The organism is Paenibacillus solisilvae, assembly GCF_042656405.1.
GTDB classification, from domain to species: Bacteria; Bacillota; Bacilli; order Paenibacillales; family Paenibacillaceae; genus Paenibacillus_Z; species Paenibacillus_Z solisilvae.
In genome coordinates this window covers 15,970-40,355 of the sequence record NZ_JBHSOW010000117.1, presented here as the reverse complement: position 1 = coordinate 40,355, position 24,386 = coordinate 15,970, and the positions used below count along the sequence as shown (strand labels likewise).

Sequence of the window (24,386 nt, the reverse complement as noted above, 5' to 3'; positions counted from 1 at the left end):
TGTTGTGCATATAGGATGTCGAATTTTAAGAAATAGTGTAGTTTGATCCACAATACTAAGGATATGCACATGAATTTATCAGAAGGGGAGAAATGTTGTTCACATTGTTATCCACAGGCTGTTGATAATGCACAGAGTCTTGCGAAGTCATCCACATCAAAAACAAATCTATCATAGCAAAATAACCCTTGATATTCAACGATTCCGCGGAATTTATCCACAAATTCTATAGGTTGTGTATAAAAGTTATAGACAACACTAGATATTGTTTATATCTTGTTACTAGTTCGACATAATGCGGGAAATCAAGAAAAATGTATCCACATGTTATTAAAATTTTCCGAGATGCCCATATTTTTTAGGTTATCCACAAGTGTGCCTGGCTAGTCGATTCGGTTGACTTTTGTGGGGTGGCATGGTTTAATTAAAAAAGGCGTTTTTTCGCGATTACCGTTCGCAGTTGAGTACGCGAACTGCGAAGCTGTTTACCGCTTTTTGAGAAAACTGACCCTTAGCGATCGTGAATAACGACGAGAAATAGGTTTTCGCAAGGCGCATTTAGTTAGGAAATAGGAGGTGCTAATGAAATGAGACCGACATTTAGACCGAATGTGAGCAAACGTAAGAAAGTTCATGGCTTCCGTAAACGTATGGCTTCTGCTAATGGACGTAAAGTATTGAGCGCGCGCCGTCAACGTGGAAGAAAAGTATTGAGTGCGTAAGTATAAGACCACTTCGTGTGGTCTTTTTTTCATTTATACGGGAATAATGAAATTATGAGGGTCGTAGGAGAAGAATGAGCCGTGCAAAGAAAGCTGCGATTACGTAACCGCGAAGATTTTAGCCGGATTTATCGCAATGGCAAATCGTTCGCCAATAATCAATTTGTCGTTTACTGGTCTCGCCAATCCAAAGCGGATCCTTTGCGGCTAGGTGTCTCGGCCAGCAAAAAGATCGGCAATGCCGTCGTACGGAACCGTATGCGCCGGCTTGTGAAGGAGATCGTGCGCCACCATACGGATCGGATTACAGGACAGCTTGATATTATCGTCATTGTCCGTAAACCTGCCGTCGGCTTGAAGATGCAGGAACTGGAGAAAAGCATGCTCCATGTGCTAAAACGCGCAGGACTATTGAAGCAGTCCCGTTAACGCTTGAAATCGCTTTTTTCAAGCACCGGAGGCTTGTTTCTTTGTGCCATAAAATGTGATATAGTTTACGAGAATGAATTTGCTGGCGGTCAGTCCTTCGGACTTGACGCTTTGATGGTGCGCAGAGAGGAGTTTTACATGTTGTCCCGTATTTCGAAACGTACATGGTTAACTGCATTTGGCTTACTTGCGGTGATGCTTTTGTTGAGCGGATGCTCATCAGCTACGCACCCTGTTTCAATGGATCAGCTGTCACACGGAAACTTCTGGCAGCGGAATGTAGTGTATTATTTTTCACTAGCGCTTGAAAATTTTGCAAAATGGTTCAACGGAGAGTATGGAGTCGCGATTCTTCTGATGGTTATTATCGTCAGAACGCTAATTCTTCCTCTTACATTGAAGCAATACCGCAGTTCAAAAGCGATGCAGGCACTTCAGCCAGAACTGGCTAAATTGAAAGAAAAGCATAAGGACAACCCTCAAAAGCAGCAGGAAGAAACGATGAAGCTGTTTCAGCAGCATCAAGTTAATCCGCTTGCAGGATGTTTGCCATTACTCGTACAGATGCCAATCTTTATCGCATTGTATAACTCGATCTATATGAATGAAAACATACGTGAGCATACATTCCTGTGGCTTCAGCTTGGAGAGAAGGATCACACTTATGTTCTGCCGATCCTGGCGGCGATAACTACTTTTATTCAATCCAAAATGATGCAGTCGCAGCAAAAGGCAATGCCTGCTATGCAGGGGATTATGATGATTTTCCCTGTCTTGATCTTTGTAATGGCGCTTAACTTCCCAGCGGCACTTCCGCTTTACTGGATCTTCAGTAATATCTACACGATTATCCAAAACTATTTCTTGTACGTACGCAACTCTAAGGACAAGGAGAGTGTACCTGCAAAATGACGAAAATCGTAGCATCGGGAAAAACGATCGAAGATGCTGTACGTAAGGGTTTAACGGAATTGCAAGTGACCGCCGATCGTGTCCAGGTAACGGTGCTTGAACAGCCTTCCAAAGGGCTGTTCGGGTTCATTGGCACGAAGGAAGCGAAGGTTGAGCTTGAGCTCATACCTGAGATTGCGGTAGTTGAAGCAGATGTAACGGTCGACCCTATTGTGGAGACGGAGCGTTTCGTTACAGATGTAGCACGTACGATGGGGCTTGACATTACCATTGCTCGACAAGATTCGAAGGATGGTTTAATACTCGCACTTTCCGGAAGCGGTGATCTTGGCATGCTGATCGGACGTCGAGGTCAAACGTTGGACGCTTTGCAATACTTGGTCAATATAGTGGCCAACCGTTATTCTGACAGTCATCTACGGATCATTCTCGATGCTGAGGATTTTCGAGAGCGCAGGCGTAAGACCTTAGAGGATTTATCTGACCGATTAGCGGGGCATGTCATTCGTACGAGGAAAGAAGTTGTACTCGAGCCCATGTCGCCGCAAGAGAGAAAGATTATTCACGCGCAGCTTCAAAATCATACAAAAGTTAAAACAATAAGCAAGGGCGATGAGCCTAATCGGCGTGTCGTCATTTCACTTAAATAACGACCGCATACTGTCCTAATCTCAGCAATGGCTCTCTTGTGGTCATTGCTCATTTTTTTAAGAACGCCTTGGAGGCTTATAAACACATGATGAACCATGATACAATTGCCGCCATCTCGACTGCTGTCGGAGAGGGCGGCATTGCCGTTATCCGGGTAAGTGGACCGGATGCAGTAGGTGAGTCGGCAAAATTGTTTCGTTCCAAATCGAAAATAACGGAAGCTGAATCCCATACCGTGCATTATGGTCATATTGTGGACCCTAAAACGGGAGATACAGTTGAAGAAATCATATTAACGATCATGCGCGGGCCGCGCTCTTTTACGGCTGAGGATGTAGTAGAACTTAGTACGCACGGCGGTGTTGTCGCTGTGAAGCGTGTGCTTGAGCTGCTGCTGCGTGAGGGTACTGTAAGAATTGCGGAACCTGGGGAGTTTACGAAGAGAGCTTTTCTTAATGGCAGAATCGACTTAACCCAGGCGGAAGCGGTCATTGATTTGATTCGATCAAAGTCCGACCGTGCGTTCTCGATTGCGATGAAACAGTCCGAGGGGGCGCTGTCTAAACGCGTGAAAGCGCTGAGGCATACACTAATTGAGCTGCTTGCTCATATTGAGGTCAACATTGATTATCCTGAGCATGATGTAGCCGATATGACAAGCGCCTTTATCAAAGAACGCTGTAAGGAAGCGGAAGCGGAAATTAACAAACTGTTAAAAACCGCGCGCGAAGGGAAAATATTAAGAGAAGGCATCGTAACGGCTATCGTGGGTCGTCCAAACGTCGGGAAATCCTCGCTGCTTAATGCGTTAGTGCAGGAGAATAAAGCTATTGTTACCGATATTCCGGGTACGACGCGCGATGTCATTGAAGAATATGTGACCCTTGGCGGTATTCCGCTTAGGCTGCTGGATACTGCAGGAATACGCGAAACCTCGGATGTTGTCGAACGAATTGGGGTAGAGCGATCCAGGTCTGCACTTGAGGAAGCAGATCTGATCTTGTTCGTCTTGAATGTGAATGAGCCCCTTCATCCTGATGACCGTTTGCTGATGGAGCAGCTGCGCGATCGACGAGTGGTTATTTTGCTTAACAAAACGGACTTACCCACAGTGCTTGAAATTGCTGAACTGGAGTCGGTTTTTGCAGCTGATTCTATCGTACGTTTGAGTGTGCTTCAGGAAACCGGTCTTGATGTGCTGGAGGGCGTCATCAGCCGGATGTTCTTCAGTGGTGAACTGGAGACTGCCGATCTGACTTATGTCAGCAACGTTCGACATATTACGCTTCTTGGTCATACGCTGCAGTCGCTTGCTGATGCTGTGGAGGCAACGGATATGGGGATTCCGATTGATATTGTGCAAATTGATGTAAGAACCGCCTGGGAGCTGCTTGGTGAATTAATAGGAGATTCGGTATCTGAATCGCTGCTTGATCAAATTTTCTCCCAATTCTGTTTGGGTAAATAAAGATAAATTAATGAGTTGAGATAAGGTAAGGAGGGATAGCAGATGGGATATGTTGCAGGGAAATTTGATGTCATTGTTATTGGAGCGGGTCATGCTGGATGTGAGGCTGCATTAGCTGCGGCACGTATGGGGTGTGAGACGCTTTTACTTACGATTAATTTGGATATGGTTGCTTTTATGCCATGTAATCCTTCGATTGGCGGTCCGGCAAAAGGGCATGTCGTTCGGGAGATTGATGCATTAGGCGGAGAAATGGGTCGGAACATCGATAAAACCTTTATTCAAATGAGAATGCTCAATACAGGTAAAGGTCCTGCTGTTCATGCTTTGCGTGCACAGGCTGATAAATTCATGTATCAACATTTAATGAAGCAGACCATTGAGGCTACCGAACATTTAACACTGCGTCAGGGGATGGCTGAGGATTTAATTGTTGAGGATGGAGTTTGTGTTGGTGTTGTTACGAAAACGGGGGCGGAATATCGTGCTACCTCGATCGTTGTGACAACCGGTACGTATCTGCGCGGAAAAGTGATTATGGGCGAACTGATGTATGAGAGCGGACCGAACAATCAACAGCCGTCCATTAAGCTTTCGGCAAGCTTGAAGGCGCATGGCTTTGAGTTGGTTCGTTTCAAAACAGGCACACCGCCGCGGGTGCACGGGGATACGATTGATTTTAGCAAAACCGAAATCCAACCGGGCGATGAGAAACCAAAATTTTTCTCATATGACACTGAGCATTCGGACAATGAACAGCTTCCATGCTGGCTCACGTATACATCAGAGGAAACGCATAAGATCATTAACGATAATTTGCATCGTGCTCCCATGTTCTCCGGTGCAATTGAAGGTACGGGTCCGAGGTACTGTCCTTCTATTGAAGATAAAATTGTCCGTTTTGCGGATAAACCGAAACATCAGATTTTCTTGGAGCCAGAAGGTAAGAATACTTCGGAGTATTATGTACAAGGACTTTCGACAAGTATGCCTGAGGATGTGCAATTAGACATTCTCCGTTCTATTCCAGGTTTGGAAAAAGTTGAAATGATGCGCACGGGCTATGCGATTGAGTATGATGCTGTTGTTCCAACTCAGTTATGGCCGTCGCTTGAGACGAAGCTGCTGCCTGGACTTTTCACTGCAGGTCAAATCAACGGGACGTCTGGTTATGAGGAAGCTGCCGGTCAGGGTGTTATGGCAGGGATTAATGCCGCCCGTAAGGTGCAAGGCAAGACTCCCGTAATTATAGATCGTTCACAGGGTTATATTGGAGTTCTTATCGATGATCTTGTGACAAAAGGAACTTCTGAGCCTTATCGACTTCTGACTTCGAGAGCTGAATATCGTCTGCTGCTCCGTCATGACAATGCTGATCTGCGTTTAACTCCAACCGGTTATGAGATTGGACTTATACCGGAAGCAAGACATGTGAAGTTCATGCGCAAGAAAGAGCTGGTTGAACAAGAAATCGAACGTCTAAAAACAGTTAAGGTGCGTCCGGATGAAGAGGTTCAAGCACTACTTGCAGAATCGAACTCAACAGCAATTCAAACAACTACCGACGCACTCTCACTGCTTCGCCGTCCTGAAATTACTTACGCTTTCGTCGATGCCGTTGCTCCATCTCCAGAACCTTTGACAGAGGAAATGAAGGAGCAGGTAGAGATACAAATTAAGTATGCAGGATATATTGAGAAGCAGCTTATTCAGGTGGAGAGACTTAGCAAGATGGAGAAAAAACGGATACCGGAGGATATCGACTACAACGCAGTTCATAGCTTGGCTATGGAGGCTAAACAAAAGTTATCGAATATTCGTCCGTTATCGATCGGTCAAGCATCACGTATTGGCGGTGTAACCCCTGCTGACATTTCAATCCTGCTTGTTTACTTGGAACATTATAATCGGGTCGTTGCAGCACGGGGGTAAATAAAATGAATGAAACAGAAGAATGGTTTTCTCGTTTGCTTCGTGAACATAGTATAGAGCTGTCGGATAAGCAGCTTAAACAATTCGATATGTATTTTTGTTTATTGGTTGAGTGGAATGAGAAAATGAATTTAACGGGCATCACGGAGAGAGAGGCGGTATATGAGAAACATTTTTTTGATTCCGTTTCTCTTTCCTTCGTTAAAGACATAAATGATGTACTGAAGCTTGCAGACATCGGATCTGGGGCGGGTTTTCCAAGTATTCCGCTTAAAATTTGTTTTCCGCATCTTCAACTAACGATCGTTGATTCATTGAACAAACGTATTCAATTTCTCCAACATGTTGTTACTCGGCTTGGGTTGGAGAATGTCACTTGTGTACATGGGCGTGCGGAAGATATTGCTAGACTTCCTGAACATCGAGATCGTTATGATCTTGTTACCGCACGGGCAGTAGCTAGGCTTGCGGCGTTAAATGAGCTCTGTCTCCCATTTGTTCAAAGCAAAGGCATATTTGCAGCAATGAAGGGTGCGGATCCTGAAGAAGAGCTTTTGGAATCAAAACGCAGCATGACTGAATTGAAAGCAAAATGGTTATCTTCTCATCATCTAAAGTTACCCTTCGAGCAATCAGATCGACATCTTATCTTAATAGAAAAGTTAAATGGAACACCGAGTAAATATCCAAGGAAGGCCGGCCTTCCTCTAAAGCAGCCGATAGTATAGCTTGGTTGAAAATCGTCCGTGTTGATTGTTCCACGTGAAACAATTCTTTTGTGTTTTAACACACATTATCTTTAAGTCAAGCAGGAAATCAACTTAAAGCCGACGAATTAATAAAGACGACAATCCTCGGCACTTTGAAATCGGGTGGTAGTTGACGCGATGAAAGAACAATTTTCACGACTATTTGGTCTTAGTGATCATAAAAGCAATCAAGATGAAGTGAAACAACTTACGTTAAGCGAGGTTGATCCGAGTCCTTACCAACCCCGTACCGTATTTGATGATGATCGCATTGATGAACTGAGTCAAACGATTAAGACGCATGGTGTTATTCAGCCTATCGTCGTTCGGGTACGCAACGGCCGCTTTGAAATTATTGCGGGGGAACGTCGATATCGGGCGGTTAAGAAACTAGGGCTGGAGACGATTCCGGCTATCATACGTGAGTTTAATGATTCACAAGCAGCTTCAATTGCACTCATCGAAAATTTGCAGCGTGAAGGCTTGACGGCTATTGAGGAAGCTTTTGCTTATCAAAAGTTGATTGACCTTCATAATTTGACTCAAGAGAGTCTGGCGCAGCGGCTCGGTAAGAGTCAATCCACAATTGCAAATAAGATCCGATTGCTTGGTCTTGGCGATACCGTTAAAAATGCGCTTATGGAGCGTAAAATAACAGAGCGTCACGCTAGAGCATTATTATCACTCGATAGTGAAGAACTGCAAGAGAAGGTTCTCGAGGATATCATTACAAAAGAACTGAATGTGAAGCAGACAGAATCGCGTGTAGCTTTCTTTAAAGAAGCGACAGCACCGGCAAAGTCTAAACGCATTTCGTTTACAAAGGACGTTCGACTTGCATTAAACACGATCCGGCAGTCAATCGATATGGTTTCAGGGTCAGGGCTGCAAATCAAGACAAAAGAACAGGACTACGAGGATCATTACGAGATTGTCATTAAAATTCCTAAGCGTTAACCTTAATTCAAAAATATATCCGATGAAGAGCCGTCCTGGAATTAGGACGGCATCGTCGTTTCTGTATTCAAATATAGTAAATGTTCTTAGTGCTCACCGTTGCTATCCGGCGGTGAACTTTTGAGGTTTACCGCATCAACAAGTTATCTACGTAGAGGTGAATGGTTTGTCCAAAACGATAGCGATTACGAACCAGAAGGGCGGTGTCGGAAAAACGACAACGTCCGTCAATTTAGGAGCCTGTCTAGCCTCGTTAGGTAAAAAGGTGCTTCTAGTTGATATAGATCCCCAAGGGAATACGACGAGCGGCATTGGAATAAACAAGGCGGACGCTGCCTATTGTATATATGATGTGCTTATTAATGATGTTCATCCTAATGATGCGACAGTAGCTACTAAAATTGAAGGACTAAATATTATTCCTGCAACGATTCAGCTTGCTGGAGCAGAAATTGAGCTTGTACCAACGATCTCTCGTGAGTTGCGATTGAAAAAGGCACTTTCCTTAGTTAAAAATCAATATGATTATGTCTTAATTGATTGCCCGCCGTCTCTTGGCATATTGACGATTAATTCTCTTACGGCATCTGATTCTGTAATTATACCGATTCAATGTGAGTATTATGCGCTTGAAGGGTTGAGCCAGCTTTTGAATACAGTTAGACTTGTTCAGAAACATCTGAATACCAGCCTTCAGATAGAAGGGGTACTGCTGACGATGTTTGATGCTAGAACGAACTTAGGTATTCAAGTCATTGAAGAGGTTAAAAAATATTTTCAGCAAAAGGTTTATCAAACGATAATCCCTCGTAATGTTCGTCTAAGTGAAGCCCCTTCACACGGACAATCGATTATTACCTATGATCCTAGATCTAAAGGGGCCGAGGTTTACCTTGAACTCGCGAAGGAAGTGATTATGTATGAGCAAGCGGCTAGGTAGAGGTCTTGATGCGCTGATCCCGTCGCTTTCTGTTAATGAAGACGACAAAGTCACGGAAATCCCGTTAACTCAACTTAGACCAAACCCATATCAGCCACGTAAAACATTCGATGATGATGCAATTAAAGAGCTTGCAGAATCAATTAAGCAGCATGGAGTTATCCAACCGATTATTGTTCGAACTGTTCTAAAGGGTTATGAAATTATTGCAGGGGAGCGGCGTTTCCGGGCATCCCAGTTATGCGGCAGTGATACAATACCTGCAGTAATTAGAAACTTCTCTGATCAACAGGTTATGGAAATCGCGCTAATTGAAAATTTACAGCGTGAAGATTTGAATGCGATTGAGCTGTCAGTTGCGTACCAAGCATTAATGGATAAGTTTGATTTAACACAAGAAGAGCTTTCTATGAAGGTTGGAAAATCAAGATCACATATAGCGAACTTTCTTCGGCTGTTAACATTGCCGGATCAAATAAAAGATAATGTTTCACGTGGAACATTATCGATGGGACATGCAAGGGCATTGGTAGGTGTGAAAGATGATACTCGCAAAAAAGAGTTGGCTGAACATGCGATAACTAATGAGTGGAGCGTAAGGGATTTAGAAGAAGCCATTCAAAAGCTGGATCAGCAGGTTCCATTGAAGACGAAACCGACTTCTAAGAAACGTGATCCTTACATTGAAGAAATCGAAGAAACATTAAGAGGCCAGTTTAAAACGACTGTGAAGATTAAACAGCAGAAAGATAAGGGAAGAATTGAACTGATGTATTATAATAAACAGGATCTTGAAAGACTGTTGGAACTGCTGCAGCAGTTTGCGTAATGATTAATCATAACTGATTCATCTATAGCATACTTGAACGGTTATCTTCGTTATAGATGCCGATCGAGTGTGCTATTATTAACATTAGGAAGATAAAGGTTGTCTCATTGCGGGGAAAAGAAAGGCGCATTGGCGATACTAACATAATGTCGAATGGGATATTATCTGGAACATGTGAAGGAAGAGTTATGGAAGCGGTAAGACGAATTGAGGAAAGCTGTGGAGGAGCTTTGAAAGAACCAGGGCAAGCTGTAGAAATGATAGGGAAAAGTTGAGAAAGAGCTTAGGAAGAGTCAAGGAAGAGCCAAGGGAAGCTCGGAAGAGGAAAAAAGAACCGAGCAGGATTGTGGTTGATAAGGAGGTAAGTGTGGGAATGGCAGAAGCGGAATCAATTATCTATTTAGACCATGCAGCAACGTCCTGGCCTAAACCCCCTGAGGTTATAGAAGCAGTTGTAAGAGCAATGGAGCAGGATGCGGCAAACCCTGGGAGAGGAAGCCACCAAATGGCAGTACGGGCAAGCAGGGTGCTGTTTGATACGCGAAAAAGCCTTGCGAAGCTTTTTCGGATTCACAATCCCAATGATATTGCTTTCGCATTAAATACGACGATGGCCCTTAATATGGCTATTAAGGGGTTGCTCCAGCCGGGTGATCATGTGATTGCGACAGCAATTGAGCATAATTCCGTGAGACGACCGTTAGAATATTTAAAACGAGCGCTATCGGTTGAGGTTACATATGTTGAACTTGGCGCAACAGGTGAAATGAATGTTAAACAATTGGAACGATCTATTCAAGCAAAAACAAAATTAGTGGTGGTAAACCACAGCTCGAACTTGCTTGGCTCGATAATTGATATTGCCGCAATTGGAGAGATTACACGAAAAAGAGGTATAAAGCTTCTCGTAGATGCTGCACAAACGGCAGGACTTGTTGATATTGATGTGGAAGCGATGGGGATCGACATGTTGGCGTTTCCGGGTCATAAAGGGCTGTTAGGGCCGCAGGGCACAGGGGGGTTATATATTCACCCTGATGTAGAACTGATGCCTCTCATGCACGGCGGTACGGGCAGTCAATCGGAGTCGGTCGAGCAGCCGACGGTGAGACCCGACCGGTATGAGGCAGGCACGCAGAATACGCCAGGGATTGCTGGATTAAAAGCAGGGATACAGCATGTGCTGCATGAGACGATTCAAAAAATCCATACTAGAGAATGGATGCTTACCCAGAGGTTAATGGAGGGCTTAAGTGCAGTAAATGGAGTTCGGATCCTTGGACCTGCGTTAGGCCGATCCAGAACAGGAATTGTTTCATTTATCATTGATGGAGCAGATCCATCGGAGACCGCTTTTATTCTGGATCAGCATTATAAAATCGCTGTTCGGTCAGGATTTCATTGTACACCGCTTGCGCATGGGACTGCAGGCACATTGGAGACTGGAGCAGTTAGGGCAAGCGTGGGCTGCTTTACAACGGAGTCCGAGGTAGACACCCTAATCAATGCCGTGAAGGAAATCAAACAACACTACAGCTAATGGGTTTATAGGGGAGCGGAATCAAACAATGGATCAATTCTTACAACGTCCTGCAGATTGGTTAACGGTAGGACTGGCAGCGGCCGTTATTATTTTATTCATCAGAAGTTTTGTGCTTGGAAACAGGTTGAAAAGGATCAAACAAAACTTTAATGAGTTTATGAATGGAACTGGTGTGGAAGATTTAGAGCAGATTATCATTTCGATGAAGGAACGAATCAGCCAGCGGGAAGCAAGTCATGAGAAGCTAAAACTCAGCGTTGAAGCAATAGCTGAGAGAATGAAGAACAAAAAAGGAAATGTCGGTTTTCTTCGTTATAATGCATTCGCAGAAAAAGGGAATGATCTTAGCTTCTCGATTGCCGTAGTGGATGATCAAGAAGATGGAATGGTCTTGAGCGGACTGCATAGCCGGGATCAAACCTTCGTATATGCGAAACCTGTGAAACAAGGAGAGTCGCAATACACGCTAACTCCAGAAGAAAAAGAAGCAATCACTCAGGCTGCGCGATCGAAATAGAAGAGGAGCGAATGCTTCTGGCAATTGCAGCGTGCAGACTCTGAGCGATGATCTCTGACATACGCATGACGAGATGCAGGCGAGTGTTTTGCAAAACGAAATATTCCATAAATCCGCCGACGTTGACGATTCCCGTAATATGAATGTCACCAACAGGAGGAAGATCCTTATTGACACCGGCACCGGGACGAACAGGTCCTGTACCCACTTGAATACAGCCGACGCTGGATGTTTGGCCGAGGCAAGCATCAATTCCGATTATAAAGGGCTTACGGTAATACTTATTGATATCAATTAACGTATCATCTAAATTCATGGCGTGAACAGGTTCTTCAAGTGTTCCATACAGCTCGAAATAAGGGCTGCGGTATTTACTAAGAGATGTACCGACTAGAGGGCCGAGGGAATCACCTGTAGAACGGTCGGTCCCTACACAAACGACAATGATTTGGCGTTCCTTGGGCAAGCTGTCGAGTAAGTAAGATAGGCGGTTAATAAGCAGGTTAGTGATATTTGGATCGGTGTAAGGCACTTTAAGCGATGAATCCTTCACTCCAGATAGTTTCATAGATTCCCCTCCCGCAATCTCTACTCACAACAACACAGGTCATAGAAACGGCTCTCAATTACTACTGGTTACTAGTATATGGATGGGACAACCATTTTATACTTGAACGTGAGGGGAAATAATGAATATTCATAAGGAAGGAGGGAGAACGATGCTGATTGCTTTCGACTCTACCCAGCAGGCCCTTCGTGCAGAGATGCTATTAGAATATGCGGATATTGATATAGACATCTGTCCGACCCCCAAAGGAATAACGGCAGGCTGCGCACTATCGATTCATTTTCCGGAGGATGATCTGCTAGTCGTGAAGACGGTTATTGCCAACGAGCATGTCGAGATTCGAGGATTGTTCCGCGAAGGTGAAGAGGGATTCGAGCAGGTCTTTATCTAAATGAGGTAGAGGAGAAGAGGGGGAGTAGAGGCCATGGAGAGAAAACAATTTGAGCTCGGCGATATTGTACAGATGAAGAAGCAGCATCCTTGCGGGACAAACGAAATGGAGATTATCCGGATGGGCATGGATATTCGGATCAAATGCGTGGGCTGTAAGCATAGTGTATTGATTCCGCGGGCGAAATTTGAGAAAAACATGAAGAAAGTGCTGCGGTCTGGAAGTGCAGATGCAGGGGGAGAAGAATAGTCTCGAATAAAAGCAGAGGCTGGTTTAATTTTTAGGATAAGACACTTGCAATCGAACAGGCACCATGATAAAATAATTTTTGCTGACACAATGGAGAGGTACCCAAGAGGCCCAAGGGGGCTGACTCGAAATCAGTTAGGCGTGTCAAAGCGTGCGTGGGTTCGAATCCCACTCTCTCCGCCATACTTAATTACTGGAACGGTCCTATAAGGAACCGTTTTTTTGTTGTCTCCAAAAAAATAGGGAATGAAACCGAATCGTTATATTGGCAGCGTATCGAAAAAAGCAAATGAAAAAAGGGCTCTTGCGAGCCCTTTTCCGACGGTGGTTAATCGAAACGTAATTAGTCATCACTACAAGCTTTTGTTAGAAAACCTCGGTTCACCGGTTTTTATCCAGTGTGCGTGTGTTACAGACAATAGTCTTTGGCACATCCCTCCGCTTCTATGCTGAGTGGACAGAATCACTTTGCGGTTCTTGCTCCATACGGTTCAATGGAACCACACCTCTCTTTTCACCGTCACGAATTATAATGCACAACTATTGCTGAAGCTATTCATCATGAAAAAAAAATTTTAATGCATTCGTTTCCACTTGCGATCTTTGTTTGAGGTCGCGGGGAATTGTTCACCTTTATGAAGGGATACCTTCTTTGGATGATTAACTCCCATGTGGAAAGAAGCTTCACCAATCTCAATATAGGTCCCGTCATTCGGCGCACGATCGCCGGGTCTGAATTCAGTCCATTCACCCATAGCTGGCTGCATCTCCTTCGCAACAATAATGTTTGGACAAAGAATAGTCCGGTGCTTAGTGTGCGACTTTGAGGGAGAGATGATGAGCGGAAGAATGAGGGAGTAGCAAATTTGCCAATATCTAATCGCTACTTGCCAGGAGCCTATAGTATTTGGTATAGTATTCAGGTATGTGGTATGCGAGTAAATCTCGCTCCTTGCTCCCAGTGATGGGGGCCGCTAGTCCAAGAGGAGGTGAAACAAATGCGCAAATATGAAATAATGTACATTATTCGTCCGGACGTGGAACAAGAGGCAGTTCAAGCACTGACTGACAAGTTCCAAGGCATCATCGGAAACGGCGGAGAAGTCACGAAGCATGATGTGATGGGTAAACGCCGCCTTGCGTATGAGATCAACAAGATTCGTGACGGTATTTACGTACTGGTACATTTCAATGCAACTCCAGAAGTTGTAGCTGAACTTGACCGCGTCATGAAAATTACGGATGAAATTATCCGTTTCTTGATCGTCAAAGACGTAGCTTAGTCTTAAATAAGCGCAAGGATTGTCTGATTGGAGGCGAAAACGATGTTGAACCGCGTTATTCTCATAGGTAGATTAACGAAGGACCCTGAAATGCGTTATACGCCAGCAGGTGTTGCGGTAACGCAATTTACACTTGCGGTGGATCGACCGTTTACAAGCGGCGGCCAAGGTGAACGAGAAGCGGATTTTATCCCGATTGTCACTTGGCGTCAACTAGCAGAAACATGTGCGAACTATTTGCGCAAGGGCCGTTTGACAGCTGTTGAAGGCCGCATCCAGGTTCGGAATTATGAGAACAACGAAGGTAAGCGCGTCTATGTGACGGAAGTCATTGCAGACAACGTTCGTTTCTTGGAATCCGGTAACCGTGATAGCGGTGGCTCACGTGAAGAAGGAAGCAGTGGATTTAGCGGTGGCCAAGGTGGAAACCAAGGCGGCTACGGCGGCGGTTCACAAGGTGGAGGCAGCCGTTCAGGAGGCTCACAGAAGAACGACAATCGTGATCCGTTCTCAGATGACGGACGCCCGATCGACATATCGGAAGATGATTTGCCATTTTAATCGAAAGGACGGATGAACATGAGCTTTAAGCAAAGAGATGGCGGCGACGAGCGTCCAGAACGCAAATTCGGCGGTCGTAAAGGCCGTAACAAGCGCCGTAAAGTATGTTACTTCACAGCTAACAAAATTACACACATTGACTATAAAGATACGGACCTGCTTCGTAAATTTATCAGCGAACGCGGTAAAATCTTGCCACGTCGTGTAACAGGAACAAGCGCGAAGTACCAACGTCTACTGACAATCTCCATCAAGCGTTCGCGTCAAGTAGCGCTTCTGCCTTACACAACGGAATAGATTGCATGAAGAGAAGAGCAGCCGAAAGGCTGCTCTTTTTTTATAAGTAATCCCCCGAGAAACACAAAAAGCCACCTTTGGCCAAGACGGCTTTTGAGTAAGGATATGGAATTAGAATTTATTGGCCTGCTGTTCCGCGTAATCGCCGATTATTGGTAGTTTGAACCATTTGCCCTGCAGAGCAAACAGCATTAACACAATCCAGAGTACAAATGTCAGAGGTGACAATATTAATCCAAGAAGCCAGCCGATAATCGGGATAAACCCGAGCACAATATTAATAACGACCAGAACGACCGTTACGATGATGGATTGCATCGCATGAAACTTAACGAAGCGGCTTTTCTTCTCAAGGACAAGAAAAAGAAACCCGGTAATGAACATGCCTAGGTAGCAGAGCAGACCTGCAACTTTAGGGTCAATCCCGGTTGATGACGGTTCTGGATCGAATGATGATGATGACATTCTTATTCACCCTTTCCAATAGATTCTCTTTTTATGTATTCTAATTTAAACAGATGTATGCAGACCCTGGAAAATAAAGAGTTGTAAACATTGCCCGAATTTGTCATCATAAAATCGTTAATGATTTGTAACTTTCGGATATAGGCAATCGTTTAAAATAGAAGAGAACGGTGTAAGTAGATAAAGGAGAATAGGAGAGGGCTTTATCATTATGGAAAAATCAGCAGGGCAGCCATCATCGCGAAGAAAAAAGTGGTTGTTATCGATACTAGTTCTTGTTGTTGTCGCAGGTATTGCTGGTTATTATAACCGCTCCGCTTTGGCGCTGTGGGGCTTTGATTTTTTTCTGTCGGATAACGTAGAGAAGAAGCTCCAGAATTCATACAAGCCGCTTGAAGGCCGTGTAACAACGCCGGTCGTCTATAAGAAAGAAGACCCTTTCTCGTTGCTGCTGCTTGGCGTCGACCAGCGTGACAAGGAAATCGGCCGTTCGGATACGATGATTTATACAGTGGTTAGACCCATTGACGGAGCGATTCTAATGATATCGATTCCGCGGGATACGTACACGGCAATCATCGGTAAAGAGACAAAATCAGGAAAACAATGGGAAGACAAAATAACGCATGCCTATGCTTTTGGCGGTGCGAAAATGTCCGTGGAAACAGTCGAGAATTTGTTTGACTCGCGTATTGATCATTATGCTACAATAAACTTCCAAGGCTTCCGTGATGTGATTGATGCCATGGGCGGCATTTCACTGCCAATTACGGAAGACCTGGTAAATGATGATGCTGATCATGAGAAATTCGTCGTGAAGGCCGGCCAAGATTTGTACAATGGTAAGGATGCGCTTAATTATGTGCGCTACCGGGAAGATGCAGGCGGCGATACAAGCCGGGCAGGACGTCATCAGGTTTTTCTGAATGCCATTATGAACAAAGCTTCTCAAGTGGGCCAATGGGCCAAAATTCCGGATTTAATGGACACGATGGGCCAAAATTTCAGCACGGATCTTACACCGGAGCATATGATTGATCTGGCAAAAAGCATGCTCCAAGCAGGCAACAGAACAATTTACAGCCATACCCTCAAAGGGAACGGCCATCGTAAAGAGAACCATGGCGCATGGTATTATTTTGCCGATGAAGAGGATTTGGCAGCTACACAGCAATTGATCAAGGCTTGGTTGGATCCTGCCAAAACAAAGGCGGAGCTGCCTTTGCCGGAGGAATACCAAGTGAAGGACAAAAAGCCGGTGGAGTCGCTGTCGGCGACATCGGAAGCAGTCAGGAGCAAGAACTAACGGTCTATGGCCGGGGCCCGTTACTTAGTGCCTCCTTAAGTCTGCTAGGGACTTAGAAGAACGAAAGTGGGCGAAATCATTGAATATTGCTTTTTTCTTATTACCTAAGCAAGAGGTCATTTGGCTGACTCTGGATGCAACGCTGCGCCAGACACTCGAGCGAATGGAACATCATCGTTATACGGCGGTGCCTATTCTGGATAAAACGGGCGGATATGCCGGTACCCTTACCGAAGGCGATCTGCTGTGGTTCATGAAAAACAATCCGAGTGTGTCGTTTGAACATGCCAACAAGGTGAGGCTGTCGGACGTACAAATGCGGCTGAATAATCAGGCGGTTCGTATCGATGCGAACATGGTGGATTTGGTTTCTTTAGCGAAGGTACAGAACTTTGTACCTGTTGTTGATGATATGAACCGGTTTATCGGCATCGTCAGGCGGAGTGATATTATCGATTATTGCGAGCAAATGATCGTAAGCGGCGGAACAGCAATTGACACGGAGATGGCTACCGGGTAGTGACCGGGTGAGGTTTGCGCTCATGCCAGAAGCATAGTAGGATATAGGTAACAGTTGGAAGAATCTTCAGATTCGTAAAGGCGTCATCCTCTGGATGACGCTTTTTTATGCGCAGGAGGTAGGAGAACAATGAGCAGGAGTCAGAGAAGAAGATCCGGCAGGAAGGGTCCGTCTCGCGTATTAATGGCAATCGGTTTCTTGGTCGTTCTAATTGTAGGCGGATATTTGGTGTACGGTTTATATCAATCCGATGAAACGGTTCCTGGCAAGAAGCCTGAGCAAACAGAGGGGACAGGCACTGGGGGAACAATCAACGAGGGTAATGATACATCCGGCGAAGGCAGCGGTGCAGGAGATCCAGATGAAACAGGCAGCGGGCACCAAGATAATCAGCAGCAATCGCCGGCAGAGCTGCTTGAAGCAGGTGTGACCGATGCGGATCTTGCAAAAACATATGATATTGTCATTGCTGGGGGACGTGTCATTAATCCGGAGACGAAGCTCGATCAAGACGGCTTAAATATCGGAATCAGCGGGGGAACGATCGGTGTTGTAACCGCAAAACCGCTTCAGGGTAAACGAGTAATCGATGCGAAAGGGCTCGTCGCAGCACCAGGTTTTATTGATAATCTGTCGTACGACCCTAACCCGCTCGGCGTTTGGCAGAAAATCGGCGATGGCGTAACGTCGAATATTGCCATGCACGGGGGGACATCTTCACCGGGCAAATGGTACAGCTATTATGAACGCAATGAGACGCCGGTTAACTTCGGAGCGTCCTACTTCTATACACAAGCCCGCAATCAGTTTAAGCTGAGCCGGTATGATGCAGCGAATGCCAGCCAGATTGCGGAGCTGAAGAAGCAGGCAGAGAAGGCGCTGAATGATGGAGCGCTCGGGATTTCATTCAGCCTCGAGTATGTGCCGGGTATTGAAGCGGCCGAGATTTTACCGCTCATGGAGCTTGCTGAAGAGTACAACGTGCCTGTGTATTTCCATGGACGTTACTCCGATGCGAGCGAGCCTGGAACCGAGCTGGAAGGAACGCAAGAGCTCGTTGATTATGCGGAGAAAACAGGCGCAGCGGTACATATTGACCACATTAACAGTACGGGCGGAACATTCTCCATGCCGGAGGCGCTGGCGATTATTGATGCAGCCAGAGCGAAGGGCTTTGATATTACAGCTTGTACCTATCCATACGATTACTGGGGTACGTATTTGAACTCAGCCCGTTTCGATACAGGCTGGCAGGAGCGATTCCGGATCACCTATCATGATCTGCAAATCGCCGGAACGACAGAAAGGCTGAATAAAGAAACCTTCTCGATGTATCAAAAGGAAGGCAAGCTTGCGGTTGCTTATGCGATTCCGCCGGAGGCAGTTGTGGAAGCTTTCAAGGAGCCTTATGTCATGATCGGCAGTGATGCGATTCTTGAGCCGGGATTCAATAATCATCCGCGGGCATCCGGTACGTTCGCAAGAACGATCGGCTTGTATGTCCGGGATCAGAAGGTGATGTCTCTGATGGACGGGATTGCAAAGCTTAGCTTGCTTCCTGCACAGCGGCTTGAGAAGCAGGCGCCTGCACTTAAGAAGAAAGCCCGGCTCGCTAAAGGGATGGATGCGGATATTGTGCTGTTCGATTACAACACGATTAATGACCGATCAACGGTTGAGCATCCGGATCTGATGTCGGCAGGCATTCAATATGTGCTGCTCGCCGGTCAAGTGGCTCTGGACGATGGGAAGCTGAACAAGAAGGTACGAGTCGGAGAACCGATCCGCAGTCATTTTGACCGTGTAGCTGAACTGGCTGGAAACCTGCAGTGGGCGGATAAGAGCTATCCGCTGGTTAGCTATAACAGTGCCACCTATGTGGACTTGATGTCGTTGCAAGAACATGGTTATGCGGTGAAGTGGGACAAGGCTGCCAATACGTACAGCATAGAGAAAGGCAGGGCTTCGTCAGATCAGGCAGCGGTTAGTCCGGCCAAAGCACCAAGCAAAGGAGAGCTTATGCTGGAGCGGGGTTACGCGGCTAAGGCTAAAGACCAGTCCACAGCCGTTTTATCCATCGGTAAACGTGCATTCGTACCGGTCTCCTACTTCAAAGCAATTGGGTTGGATGCAGAGAATGACGGAGATGTATGGACCATCCAATAATCTGAAGCAGCATGATACTGATGGGCAAGCGGCTATCCACCGGACAACTCCAATTCTGTGTTGTCCGGTGTTTTGTGTTATAATGGGGAGTAAAGCTTAGCTATGATAAGAGTAACTTGAGCAAGAGGTGAACGGTTTGAAGACCGGAGTTAAATCTATTTTGTGGAGTGGCGCTGCACTCCTGCTGCTGCTGTCAATCGCAGTGCCATTGTTGAATGCGATTACCGCATTCGTCATGTTGGTGCCCATGGTTATTTTGTACACAACGCTTTCTAAACGGGCATTTACACTGCATATGCTTGGCGTATACGGCATAGCGATGGTGGTGCTTGGACCGCCGGCTCTAATAATCGGACTGTTCTTCTTAGTTCCGTCCATTGTAATGGGTCATTTATACCGCAAACAAACGCCAGCGCGTAAGGTTTTGACGGCTACTCTTTTAGTATTTCTGGCACAAATGCTGCTGGAGCTCGTCATGTTCGATCTCTTGTTCAATATGTCGCTGCTGAGCGAAATCAGAAAGCTGGTTCGTCAAACGGTCGACAACCTTAATTCGCAGGGATTGTTGATGGATAGTCTGTCAGCGGAATTCACGGACAATTACATCCAAGTGCTGATTCATTCGATTCCGATGGCGTTCATTACGGTTTCTTTTTTGTTGGCTGTTGTAGCACATGCAATTGCAAGACCTATTCTTAGGTCGATGCGATTATCCGTTCCAGGCCTTCAGCCAGCGAAGGATTGGATGCTGCCGCGCATTTTCGTCTTTTATTATTTGATCGCTCTCATGGTCGATATGGCCACTCCGGACAATGGTAATTCGTTTCTGACGGTTATGCTGCTGAACTTAGTTCCGCTCATGCGGCTAGCTTTTTCGATTCAGGCTATGGGCTTCTTCTTCTACATTGCAGATCAGCGCAAATGGAATCGGGCTGTACCATTTTTTTTATGCGCTTTAGTGGCTATTTTCCCACCGCTTAGCTTGATCGGTGTTATAGATGCAGGCTTTCCGATTCGAAAAGCGTTTAAGAAACCTTGATCACAGGGGCGAGTGAGTAGATGCCAAAGTTTCTCGTAAAACGATGGCACGGTATGCACCATTTATGGGCATTCGTGCTGATGATTCTGCTGACGGTTACGTTAGCTTCGTATGAATGGAAGCTGGGGCTGCTCGGATTGGTATTATCCGGCGGCGTGGGGCTGTACTCCGTCTTGGCGGAGCGGTCTTTCCGGCGTGATTTGAAGTCTTATCTCGGAACCTTGTCTTATCGTGTGAAAAAAGCCGGCAACGAGGTTATCAGCGACTTGCCATTCGGTATTATTTTGTACAATGAGGAAAAGACCGTTGAATGGCATAATGCATTCGTCACTCATATGCTCGAGAAGGATTCCGTTGTCGGGGAGTCTCTATACGACTTGTTCCCTACGCTGTCACAGGCGAAGGAGCGGGAAGGGACAATCGAGGCGGCTATCGGCAATTCGATGTATGAGCTGATGTTCCGTTTCGATGAGCGGCTCGTGTATGTTCGCAATATCACTCACCGCTGGCAGCTTGCAAAGCGTTATGAGGATGAGAAGCTGGCGCTTGGGATTGTCATGATGGACAATCTCGAAGAAGTGACGCAGGGAATGGATGACCAGCAGCGCGCAACGCTGATGTCCAAGGCTACCGCCGAAATTACGGAGTGGGCAAGTAAATTCCACGTCTACCTGAAGCGATTAACCTCGGACCGGTATATGGTGATTACCGACCAGAAGACACTGAAGCAGCTGGAGCTCTCTCGTTTCGTTATTCTAGATGAGGTTCGGGAGATGACCGGGGAGAACAAAATTCCCATGACGCTCAGTATCGGGTTTGCTGCAGGTGCGGAGAGCATTGTAGAGCTCGGCCATTGGGTTCAGACCAGTCTTGATTTCGCGCTTGGAAGAGGTGGAGATCAGGCGGCGGTCAAAGTCGGACAGAGGCAATCTTTCTACGGCGGCAAGTCCAATGCGGTAGAGAAACGGACGCGGGTAAGGGCAAGGGTCGTTGCACATGCGCTTCGTGATCTGATTAAAGAAAGCGACAATGTAGTCATTATGGGTCATAAGATGCCGGATATGGATTCGATCGGCGCGGCCATCGGCATATTAAAGGCTGCACTTGTCTTCAATAAAGAAGCTTTTATCGTCTTAGAGGGAATTAATCCGGCCATCCAGAAAATGATGGAGATGCTCAAAGAAGATGAGCGGTTCACCAAACGTTTTGTAACGCCGGAGCATGCGCTGGGAATCATTGGATCAGGGACCCTTGCCGTTGTTGTCGACACGCATAAAGTCTCCATGGTCAAAGAACCGAAGCTGATTGCGCAGACGGAGAAAATCGTCGTTGTGGATCACCATCGCCGCGGTGAAGAGTTTATCAACAACGCGATCCTTGTGTATATGGAGCCATATGCATCATCCACATGTGAATTAGTGACAGAGCTGCTCCAATATATCCATGATCGCATTATGCTGGATGTAAGGGAGTCAACCGCGCTGCTTGCGGGGATAACGGTTGATACGAAGAGCTTCTCGCTCCGTACCGGCTCGCGTACGTTCGAGGCTGCCTCGTTCCTGCGCCGCAATGGTGCAGATTCGATGCTGATCCAGCGGATGCTGAAGGAAGATCTCGCGGAATACATCAAGAAAGCGGACATCATCAAACATGCGGAGATCGTCTATGAGCATATTGCAATAGCCGTTACGGAACAGGGACGGCAGTATTCACAGCTGCTCATTGCACAGTCTGCCGATACGCTGCTGAATATGACGGATGTCCTTGCGTCGTTCGTTATCGGTGAGCGTTTGGACGGTTTAATTGGAATCAGCGCCCGTTCGCTTGGACATATGAACGTCCAGATCGTGATGGAGCGAATGGGAGGGGGCGGACATCTAACCAATGCCGCTGCCCAGCAGGAAGGTACAGTAACCGAAGTGGCCCAGCGCCTCAAGCAGGTGCTGCAGGAAATTGAGAATGAAGAGGGGTTATTCGAATGAAAGTAATCTTTTTGCAGGATGTTAAAGGGCAAGGCAAGAAGGGTGAAGTGAAAGAGGTATCCGAGGGGTATGTACGTAATTTCCTGCTTCCGAAGGGGCTGGCGAAGCTGGCATCGGACGGTAACCTGAAGACGCTTGAAGTACAAAGCGCCGCTGAGCTTAAACGCAAGGCGAAGGAGAAAGAAGATGCGAAGGCGCTTGCGGAACGCCTTGAAGCGATGACGATCGTCGTAAAGACGAAAGCAGGTGAAGGCGGCAAGCTGTTCGGAGCGATTACGAGCAAACAAATTGCAGAGGCATTAGAGTCGCAAGGACATAAAGTCGACAAGCGCAAGCTTGAGCTGGAAGAACCGATCCGTACGCTTGGTGTAACGGAAGTCATGCTTAAGCTTCATCCCGAAGTGAAAGCGAAGCTTCGTGTACAGGCAGCTGAGGAATAAATTGGATATAAAGAGAAGGAGCCATACGAACCATGAGCAATGAGCTGATGTTTGACCGTGTGCCCCCGCAGAATATTGAAGCTGAACAAGCGGTGCTGGGTGCAATACTGCTGCAGACGGAAGCGTTAATTACGTCGATGGAACGGCTTCGCGACGAGGATTTCTATAATCCGGCGCATCAGCTTATCTTTGAAGCGATGGTGGAGCTCGGAGAAGCCAGTCAGCCAATCGATTTGGTGACGTTGACGGCTTACCTGCAGGACCGGCATCAGCTGGAGGAAATCGGAGGGGTCAGCTATCTGGCGAGGCTGGCCAATTCCGTTCCTACGGCTGCTAACGTAGATTATTACGCGCAAATTGTAGAAGAGAAGTCCATGCTGCGACGGTTAATCCGGACAGCTACCAATATTGTTTCAAATGGATATGCGGCTGAGGATGATGTCGGCATTCTGCTGGGTGAAGCGGAGCAGCGTATTATGGAGCTCTCCAACCGCCGTTCCAGCAGCGGCTTTATCTCTATTCGCGATGTGCTGATGGAGGTATTCGAGAAGGTTGAGCTGCTGTATTCGCAGAAGGGCGGAACGACGGGTATTCCTTCCGGGTTCACGGATCTCGACAAAATGACGGCGGGCTTTCAACGAAATGACCTTATTATCGTTGCGGCCCGTCCTTCTGTTGGTAAGACCGCATTTGCCCTTAACATTGCTCAGAATGTCGGCGTTCGCGCACGGGAGACCGTTGCGATCTTCAGCCTTGAGATGTCGGCTGCGCAGCTGGTTCAGCGGATGATCTGCGCGGAATCCAATGTAGATGCCGGCAGACTTAGAACAGGGTATTTAGAGGGCGATGATTGGGAAAAGCTAACGATGGCGATTGGATCGCTGTCTGAAGCGCAAATTTATATTGATGATACGCCGGGTATCACGGTATCGGATATTCGGGCCAAATGCAGGCGGCTCAAGAAGGAACGCGGACTTGGCATGATTCTGATCGATTATTTGCAGCTCATCCAAGGACGCGGCAAAGCGGGCGAGAACCGTCAGCAGGAAGTATCTGAAATATCCCGTACATTGAAACAAATCGCCCGTGAGCTTGAGGTGCCGGTTATCGCACTGTCGCAGCTCAGCCGGGGCGTTGAGCAGCGGCAGGACAAGCGGCCGATGATGTCTGACCTTCGGGAATCAGGATCCATTGAGCAGGATGCCGACATCGTAGCGTTCTTATACCGGGATGATTATTATGATAAGGAATCCGAGAAGAAGAACATCATCGAGATTATTATCGCCAAACAGCGGAATGGTCCCGTAGGTACGGTGGAGCTGGCTTTCCTGAAGAACTTTAATAAATTTGTGGGCTTGGACCGGCAGCACCAAGAGCCAGGACAAGCTTCATAAAACAAGATATATGCATCACATTGATAAGCTAATTCCGAACAATTGTATAGGGAACTGTACAATTGTTCGTTTTTCG

General features: G+C 46.4%; 27 protein-coding genes and 1 tRNA gene. 25 read left to right on the top strand and 3 right to left on the bottom strand.

Annotation, left to right across the window (positions count from 1 at the left end; genetic code table 11):
- Positions 1-587: 587 nt before the first annotated feature.
- From rpmH to ACFPYJ_RS29565, 12 genes are all read left to right on the top strand, one after another.
- Positions 588-722, top strand: coding sequence for a 50S ribosomal protein L34 (rpmH, locus tag ACFPYJ_RS29620; protein WP_090574515.1), 135 nt, complete (start codon positions 588-590; stop codon positions 720-722).
- 81 nt (positions 723-803) lie between these two features.
- Positions 804-1,151 carry a ribonuclease P protein component gene (gene rnpA / locus ACFPYJ_RS29615; protein ID WP_379191855.1) on the top strand — a complete coding sequence of 116 codons (348 nt, stop codon included), beginning with the start codon at positions 804-806 and terminating at the stop codon, positions 1,149-1,151.
- Positions 1,152-1,289: 138 nt separating this feature from the next.
- Positions 1,290-2,063, top strand: a complete 774-nt coding sequence (locus ACFPYJ_RS29610; RefSeq protein WP_379191854.1) for a YidC/Oxa1 family membrane protein insertase — start codon at positions 1,290-1,292, stop codon at positions 2,061-2,063.
- Positions 2,060-2,713: an RNA-binding cell elongation regulator Jag/EloR gene (jag, locus tag ACFPYJ_RS29605; RefSeq protein ID WP_379191853.1), complete on the top strand. Its 654-nt coding sequence runs from the start codon at positions 2,060-2,062 to the stop codon at positions 2,711-2,713. The genes ACFPYJ_RS29610 and jag overlap by 4 nt, the downstream gene beginning before the upstream one ends.
- An 89-nt stretch (positions 2,714-2,802) precedes the next feature.
- The gene (gene mnmE, locus ACFPYJ_RS29600) at positions 2,803-4,182 is read left to right on the top strand and encodes a tRNA uridine-5-carboxymethylaminomethyl(34) synthesis GTPase MnmE (protein ID WP_379191865.1); all 1,380 of its coding nucleotides are present in this window, start codon (positions 2,803-2,805) and stop codon (positions 4,180-4,182) included.
- A gap of 42 nt (positions 4,183-4,224) precedes the next feature.
- A complete protein-coding gene (gene mnmG, locus ACFPYJ_RS29595; RefSeq protein WP_379191852.1) occupies positions 4,225-6,114 on the top strand; it encodes a tRNA uridine-5-carboxymethylaminomethyl(34) synthesis enzyme MnmG in 1,890 nt (629 codons plus the stop codon).
- Between the two features lie 5 nt (positions 6,115-6,119).
- Positions 6,120-6,842, top strand: a complete 723-nt coding sequence (gene rsmG / locus ACFPYJ_RS29590) for a 16S rRNA (guanine(527)-N(7))-methyltransferase RsmG (RefSeq protein WP_379191851.1) — start codon at positions 6,120-6,122, stop codon at positions 6,840-6,842.
- Between the two features lie 159 nt (positions 6,843-7,001).
- A complete protein-coding gene (gene noc, locus ACFPYJ_RS29585) occupies positions 7,002-7,820 on the top strand; it encodes a nucleoid occlusion protein (protein WP_379191850.1) in 819 nt (272 codons plus the stop codon).
- Positions 7,821-7,986: 166 nt separating this feature from the next.
- Positions 7,987-8,760 carry a ParA family protein gene (locus ACFPYJ_RS29580; protein ID WP_379191849.1) on the top strand — a complete coding sequence of 258 codons (774 nt, stop codon included), beginning with the start codon at positions 7,987-7,989 and terminating at the stop codon, positions 8,758-8,760.
- On the top strand, positions 8,741-9,589 hold the full coding sequence (locus ACFPYJ_RS29575; RefSeq protein WP_379191848.1) for a ParB/RepB/Spo0J family partition protein: 849 nt from the start codon (positions 8,741-8,743) through the stop codon (positions 9,587-9,589). The genes ACFPYJ_RS29580 and ACFPYJ_RS29575 overlap by 20 nt, the downstream gene beginning before the upstream one ends.
- Before the next feature lie 373 nt (positions 9,590-9,962).
- Positions 9,963-11,129 (top strand): aminotransferase class V-fold PLP-dependent enzyme, encoded by a 1,167-nt coding sequence (locus tag ACFPYJ_RS29570; RefSeq protein ID WP_379191847.1) that lies wholly within the window; start codon positions 9,963-9,965, stop codon positions 11,127-11,129.
- 28 nt (positions 11,130-11,157) lie between these two features.
- On the top strand, positions 11,158-11,649 hold the full coding sequence (locus tag ACFPYJ_RS29565) for a DUF4446 family protein (RefSeq protein WP_379191846.1): 492 nt from the start codon (positions 11,158-11,160) through the stop codon (positions 11,647-11,649).
- On the opposite strand, the gene yyaC is transcribed toward ACFPYJ_RS29565, so the two are convergent.
- The gene (gene yyaC, locus ACFPYJ_RS29560; protein WP_379191845.1) at positions 11,624-12,217 is read right to left on the bottom strand and encodes a spore protease YyaC; all 594 of its coding nucleotides are present in this window, start codon (positions 12,215-12,217) and stop codon (positions 11,624-11,626) included. The genes ACFPYJ_RS29565 and yyaC overlap by 26 nt on opposite strands.
- Positions 12,218-12,368: 151 nt before the next feature.
- Here yyaC and ACFPYJ_RS29555 point away from each other — a divergent pair, with 151 nt between their 5' ends.
- The 3 genes from ACFPYJ_RS29555 (at position 12,369) to ACFPYJ_RS29545 (ending at position 13,040) form a co-directional block, all read left to right on the top strand.
- Positions 12,369-12,608, top strand: coding sequence for a putative Se/S carrier protein (locus ACFPYJ_RS29555; RefSeq protein ID WP_379191844.1), 240 nt, complete (start codon positions 12,369-12,371; stop codon positions 12,606-12,608).
- Between the two features lie 33 nt (positions 12,609-12,641).
- A complete protein-coding gene (locus tag ACFPYJ_RS29550) occupies positions 12,642-12,857 on the top strand; it encodes a DUF951 domain-containing protein (RefSeq protein ID WP_379191843.1) in 216 nt (71 codons plus the stop codon).
- Between the two features lie 92 nt (positions 12,858-12,949).
- Positions 12,950-13,040 (top strand) — tRNA-Ser (locus ACFPYJ_RS29545).
- 392 nt (positions 13,041-13,432) lie between these two features.
- Here the strand turns inward: ACFPYJ_RS29545 and ACFPYJ_RS29540 are convergent.
- Positions 13,433-13,612: a YjzC family protein gene (locus ACFPYJ_RS29540; protein WP_379191842.1), complete on the bottom strand. Its 180-nt coding sequence runs from the start codon at positions 13,610-13,612 to the stop codon at positions 13,433-13,435.
- 243 nt (positions 13,613-13,855) lie between these two features.
- Here ACFPYJ_RS29540 and rpsF point away from each other — a divergent pair, with 243 nt between their 5' ends.
- Genes rpsF through rpsR form a run of 3 tightly spaced genes read left to right on the top strand, consistent with a single transcriptional unit; the run spans position 13,856 to position 14,998 of the window.
- On the top strand, positions 13,856-14,140 hold the full coding sequence (gene rpsF / locus ACFPYJ_RS29535; protein WP_379191841.1) for a 30S ribosomal protein S6: 285 nt from the start codon (positions 13,856-13,858) through the stop codon (positions 14,138-14,140).
- Between the two features lie 42 nt (positions 14,141-14,182).
- A complete protein-coding gene (gene ssb / locus ACFPYJ_RS29530) occupies positions 14,183-14,701 on the top strand; it encodes a single-stranded DNA-binding protein (protein ID WP_379191840.1) in 519 nt (172 codons plus the stop codon).
- A gap of 18 nt (positions 14,702-14,719) precedes the next feature.
- Entirely contained in the window at positions 14,720-14,998 is a 279-nt protein-coding gene (rpsR, locus tag ACFPYJ_RS29525; protein ID WP_220351009.1) for a 30S ribosomal protein S18, read from the top strand.
- Positions 14,999-15,109: 111 nt separating this feature from the next.
- Here rpsR and ACFPYJ_RS29520 read toward each other — a convergent pair whose 3' ends face one another.
- Positions 15,110-15,463, bottom strand: coding sequence for a DUF4870 domain-containing protein (locus tag ACFPYJ_RS29520; RefSeq protein ID WP_379191839.1), 354 nt, complete (start codon positions 15,461-15,463; stop codon positions 15,110-15,112).
- Positions 15,464-15,674: 211 nt separating this feature from the next.
- Here ACFPYJ_RS29520 and ACFPYJ_RS29515 point away from each other — a divergent pair, with 211 nt between their 5' ends.
- From ACFPYJ_RS29515 to dnaB, 7 genes are all read left to right on the top strand, one after another.
- Complete coding sequence (locus ACFPYJ_RS29515) at positions 15,675-16,769, top strand: LCP family protein (RefSeq protein WP_379191838.1); 1,095 nt, start codon at positions 15,675-15,677, stop codon at positions 16,767-16,769.
- A 79-nt stretch (positions 16,770-16,848) separates the two neighbouring features.
- Complete coding sequence (locus tag ACFPYJ_RS29510) at positions 16,849-17,289, top strand: CBS domain-containing protein (RefSeq protein ID WP_379191837.1); 441 nt, start codon at positions 16,849-16,851, stop codon at positions 17,287-17,289.
- Positions 17,290-17,418: 129 nt separating this feature from the next.
- On the top strand, positions 17,419-19,455 hold the full coding sequence (locus tag ACFPYJ_RS29505) for an amidohydrolase family protein (protein WP_379191836.1): 2,037 nt from the start codon (positions 17,419-17,421) through the stop codon (positions 19,453-19,455).
- A 136-nt stretch (positions 19,456-19,591) separates the two neighbouring features.
- The gene (locus ACFPYJ_RS29500; RefSeq protein WP_379191835.1) at positions 19,592-20,494 is read left to right on the top strand and encodes a DUF2232 domain-containing protein; all 903 of its coding nucleotides are present in this window, start codon (positions 19,592-19,594) and stop codon (positions 20,492-20,494) included.
- 20 nt (positions 20,495-20,514) lie between these two features.
- On the top strand, positions 20,515-22,476 hold the full coding sequence (locus ACFPYJ_RS29495) for a DHH family phosphoesterase (protein WP_379191834.1): 1,962 nt from the start codon (positions 20,515-20,517) through the stop codon (positions 22,474-22,476).
- Positions 22,473-22,916 carry a 50S ribosomal protein L9 gene (gene rplI / locus ACFPYJ_RS29490; protein WP_379191833.1) on the top strand — a complete coding sequence of 148 codons (444 nt, stop codon included), beginning with the start codon at positions 22,473-22,475 and terminating at the stop codon, positions 22,914-22,916. Before ACFPYJ_RS29495 ends, rplI begins: the two co-directional genes overlap by 4 nt.
- Before the next feature lie 32 nt (positions 22,917-22,948).
- Positions 22,949-24,310: a replicative DNA helicase gene (gene dnaB, locus ACFPYJ_RS29485; protein ID WP_379191832.1), complete on the top strand. Its 1,362-nt coding sequence runs from the start codon at positions 22,949-22,951 to the stop codon at positions 24,308-24,310.
- Positions 24,311-24,386: the final 76 nt, after the last annotated feature.

Coding starts and splice junctions, on each gene's coding strand:
- rpmH (WP_090574515.1), top strand. CDS start 588: ATGAGACCGACATTTAGACCGAATGTGAGCAAACGTAAGAAAGTTCAT.
- ACFPYJ_RS29610 (WP_379191854.1), top strand. CDS start 1,290: ATGTTGTCCCGTATTTCGAAACGTACATGGTTAACTGCATTTGGCTTA.
- jag (WP_379191853.1), top strand. CDS start 2,060: ATGACGAAAATCGTAGCATCGGGAAAAACGATCGAAGATGCTGTACGT.
- mnmE (WP_379191865.1), top strand. CDS start 2,803: ATGAACCATGATACAATTGCCGCCATCTCGACTGCTGTCGGAGAGGGC.
- mnmG (WP_379191852.1), top strand. CDS start 4,225: ATGGGATATGTTGCAGGGAAATTTGATGTCATTGTTATTGGAGCGGGT.
- rsmG (WP_379191851.1), top strand. CDS start 6,120: ATGAATGAAACAGAAGAATGGTTTTCTCGTTTGCTTCGTGAACATAGT.
- noc (WP_379191850.1), top strand. CDS start 7,002: ATGAAAGAACAATTTTCACGACTATTTGGTCTTAGTGATCATAAAAGC.
- ACFPYJ_RS29575 (WP_379191848.1), top strand. CDS start 8,741: ATGAGCAAGCGGCTAGGTAGAGGTCTTGATGCGCTGATCCCGTCGCTT.
- ACFPYJ_RS29570 (WP_379191847.1), top strand. CDS start 9,963: ATGGCAGAAGCGGAATCAATTATCTATTTAGACCATGCAGCAACGTCC.
- ACFPYJ_RS29565 (WP_379191846.1), top strand. CDS start 11,158: ATGGATCAATTCTTACAACGTCCTGCAGATTGGTTAACGGTAGGACTG.
- yyaC (WP_379191845.1), bottom strand. CDS start 12,217: ATGAAACTATCTGGAGTGAAGGATTCATCGCTTAAAGTGCCTTACACC.
- ACFPYJ_RS29555 (WP_379191844.1), top strand. CDS start 12,369: ATGCTGATTGCTTTCGACTCTACCCAGCAGGCCCTTCGTGCAGAGATG.
- ACFPYJ_RS29550 (WP_379191843.1), top strand. CDS start 12,642: ATGGAGAGAAAACAATTTGAGCTCGGCGATATTGTACAGATGAAGAAG.
- ACFPYJ_RS29540 (WP_379191842.1), bottom strand. CDS start 13,612: ATGGGTGAATGGACTGAATTCAGACCCGGCGATCGTGCGCCGAATGAC.
- rpsF (WP_379191841.1), top strand. CDS start 13,856: ATGCGCAAATATGAAATAATGTACATTATTCGTCCGGACGTGGAACAA.
- ssb (WP_379191840.1), top strand. CDS start 14,183: ATGTTGAACCGCGTTATTCTCATAGGTAGATTAACGAAGGACCCTGAA.
- rpsR (WP_220351009.1), top strand. CDS start 14,720: ATGAGCTTTAAGCAAAGAGATGGCGGCGACGAGCGTCCAGAACGCAAA.
- ACFPYJ_RS29520 (WP_379191839.1), bottom strand. CDS start 15,463: ATGTCATCATCATCATTCGATCCAGAACCGTCATCAACCGGGATTGAC.
- ACFPYJ_RS29515 (WP_379191838.1), top strand. CDS start 15,675: ATGGAAAAATCAGCAGGGCAGCCATCATCGCGAAGAAAAAAGTGGTTG.
- ACFPYJ_RS29505 (WP_379191836.1), top strand. CDS start 17,419: ATGAGCAGGAGTCAGAGAAGAAGATCCGGCAGGAAGGGTCCGTCTCGC.
- ACFPYJ_RS29495 (WP_379191834.1), top strand. CDS start 20,515: ATGCCAAAGTTTCTCGTAAAACGATGGCACGGTATGCACCATTTATGG.
- rplI (WP_379191833.1), top strand. CDS start 22,473: ATGAAAGTAATCTTTTTGCAGGATGTTAAAGGGCAAGGCAAGAAGGGT.
- dnaB (WP_379191832.1), top strand. CDS start 22,949: ATGAGCAATGAGCTGATGTTTGACCGTGTGCCCCCGCAGAATATTGAA.